Source organism: Chitinophaga sp. (assembly GCF_035564935.1).
Taxonomy (GTDB): domain Bacteria; phylum Bacteroidota; class Bacteroidia; order Chitinophagales; family Chitinophagaceae; genus Chitinophaga.
Genome location: NZ_DATMTE010000701.1, coordinates 1 through 2,251, shown reverse-complemented (window position 1 = coordinate 2,251; position 2,251 = coordinate 1). Strand labels below are relative to the sequence as shown.

The window sequence follows — 2,251 nt, the reverse complement described above, 5'->3', positions numbered from 1 at the left end:
ATCAGTTTAATCCTGAGTCAGACAAAATCCGCGTATCTTTGCGCCGATGAACGAAAGGATCTTTATAACAGGAATAGGTACCGGTGTAGGCAAAACCGTTACCGCAGCCTGCGTTACGGAAGCATTGACCGCCGATTACTGGAAGCCTGTACAAACAGGGTTGCTGGAAGGCACGGATACGGACACAGTATCATCCTTATTGTCAAATAAAGTGTCAGTTTGTCACCCCGAGGCATGGCGGCTGGAAGCTCCTGCTTCGCCGCATCTGGCGGCGCGGCTGGAAAACTGCACTATAGATGTGAATCGTATCCTGCAGCTGGCGGATCAATACCAGCCTGCCGGCCGGGCATTTGTGATGGAAGGGGCCGGGGGCCTGATGGTACCCATCAACGAAGAGGTGTTTACGCTGGACCTAATAGCAGTCCTGAAAGCCAGGGTGGTGATTGTAGCGGAGAATTACCTGGGCAGTATTAACCACTGCATGCTTACCGCACGGATGCTGCAACATACAGGCGTGCCCGTTATCGGATGGGTGTTTGGCGGCAATTATCACACTAACGAAGACGATGTGGTAAATTGGAGCGGGTATCCGAAAATCGGCCGTATTCCGCTGACAGATACGGTAGATACGGCATTTGTTCGGCAACAGGCACAGTTGTTGTCTACCCAGCTGCATACTTTACTGGCATGACCACTAAAAAGGATATACGAAAACATTTCCTGGAGCTGCGGCTCAACCTGGATGATCCCACCGCCCTTACCCTGAATGAACGGTTACTGGCAAATGTCCGCCGGCTCGATTTCGGAGGTGTCAGGAATGCGCATATCTTTCTTCCTATCTCAGAAAAAAAAGAAGTAGACACCTGGCCCCTGGTAAAATGGGGGCGGGGCCAATGGCCGGATATGGAATGGGTGCTTTCCCGTTCCGACTTGGAAACCGGGGATATGGCGCATTATCTCTGGAAAACCAATACCATACTGGTTAAAAACAAGTTTGGCATCCCCGAACCGGTGCATGGGGAAGTGGTGCCGCCGGAAATTATAGATCTTGTATTTGTACCTTTGCTGGCCTTCGACCGGCAGGGACAACGGGTGGGATATGGCAAAGGGATGTACGACCGCTTCCTGAAACAATGCCGGCCGGATGTGCGTACCATTGGCCTGTCGATGTTTGAACCCGTGCTGCAGATCGAAGACACAGACCCCTGGGATGTACCGTTGCATACGGTAGTGACCCCGGATCATATTTATCAGTTTAAATAAACAACAGTGCTTAAATACCTGAGTATTCTTTTATATCCTTTTTCCCTGCTGTATGGCCTGGTGATGTGGATACGGAACAAATTTTATGACAGAGGCCTGCTTACTGCAGTGGAATTTGATTTGCCTGTGATCGCCGCCGGTAACCTGTCGGTAGGAGGCACCGGTAAAACCCCGCACGTAGAGTATATGATCCGCCTGTTGAAAGATCATTTGAAAGTAGCTACCCTTAGCAGGGGCTATAACCGCCGTACCAGCGGCTACATCCTGGCTGATGACAACAGCACCGCCGCCGATATCGGCGATGAACCCATGCAGTTTCACGATAAATTCCCGGATATCAAAGTGTGCGTAGGAGAGGAACGGATGCTGGCAATTCCCCAACTGCTGGGAGATGAACCGGATACCCAGGTGGTGCTGCTGGATGACGCTTTTCAGCACCGTTCTATAAAACCCGGTCTTAATATCATGATCACCGATTACAGCCGGTTGTTTACCCGGGATCATGTGGTGCCCTTCGGGCGTTTAAGGGAAGGAAGACAGGGATACCACCGGGCCGACTGTATCATTGTATCAAAGTGTCCACCTGCCATGAGCCTGGAAGAGAAGCAGGCACTCGAAAAAGAAATTAACCCGTTGCCTAATCAGCGGCTCTTTTTCACTACCTTGCAATACGGCGTCTTGTCAGACATGATCACCCGCGAGCCGGTGGCACTTCCCGGATCGGCAACCGCACTGCTGGCATGTGGTATAGCAAGGCCCGAACCATTGCTCGAAGAATTGAAACGACGTTACGAACAGGTATATCTCTTGTCTTTTCCCGATCATTATTATTATACGGAGAAGGATATACTGAAAATAAAAAAAGAATGCAGCGATCTGCCCGGCACGGAAAAGATTGTCATTACTACAGAAAAGGATGCAGTAAGACTACACCTGCTCAAAGGTATGCTGGCAGAACAAAATCTGCGGATGGCTGTTATTCCGGTGG

The 2,251-nt window shown here is 50.5% G+C and carries 3 protein-coding genes; all 3 read left to right on the top strand.

Features of this window, described 5'->3' with window-relative positions:
• The first annotated feature begins 46 nt into the window (after positions 1 to 46).
• Positions 47 to 691: a dethiobiotin synthase gene (gene bioD, locus VN105_RS18085; RefSeq protein WP_325642933.1), complete on the top strand. Its 645-nt coding sequence runs from the start codon at positions 47 to 49 to the stop codon at positions 689 to 691.
• A complete protein-coding gene (locus VN105_RS18080) occupies positions 688 to 1,263 on the top strand; it encodes a 5-formyltetrahydrofolate cyclo-ligase (protein WP_325642932.1) in 576 nt (191 codons plus the stop codon). The genes bioD and VN105_RS18080 overlap by 4 nt, the downstream gene beginning before the upstream one ends.
• 6 nt (positions 1,264 to 1,269) lie before the next feature.
• A partial coding sequence (gene lpxK / locus VN105_RS18075) for a tetraacyldisaccharide 4'-kinase (protein WP_325642931.1) occupies positions 1,270 to 2,251 on the top strand: 982 nt, incomplete at its 3' end.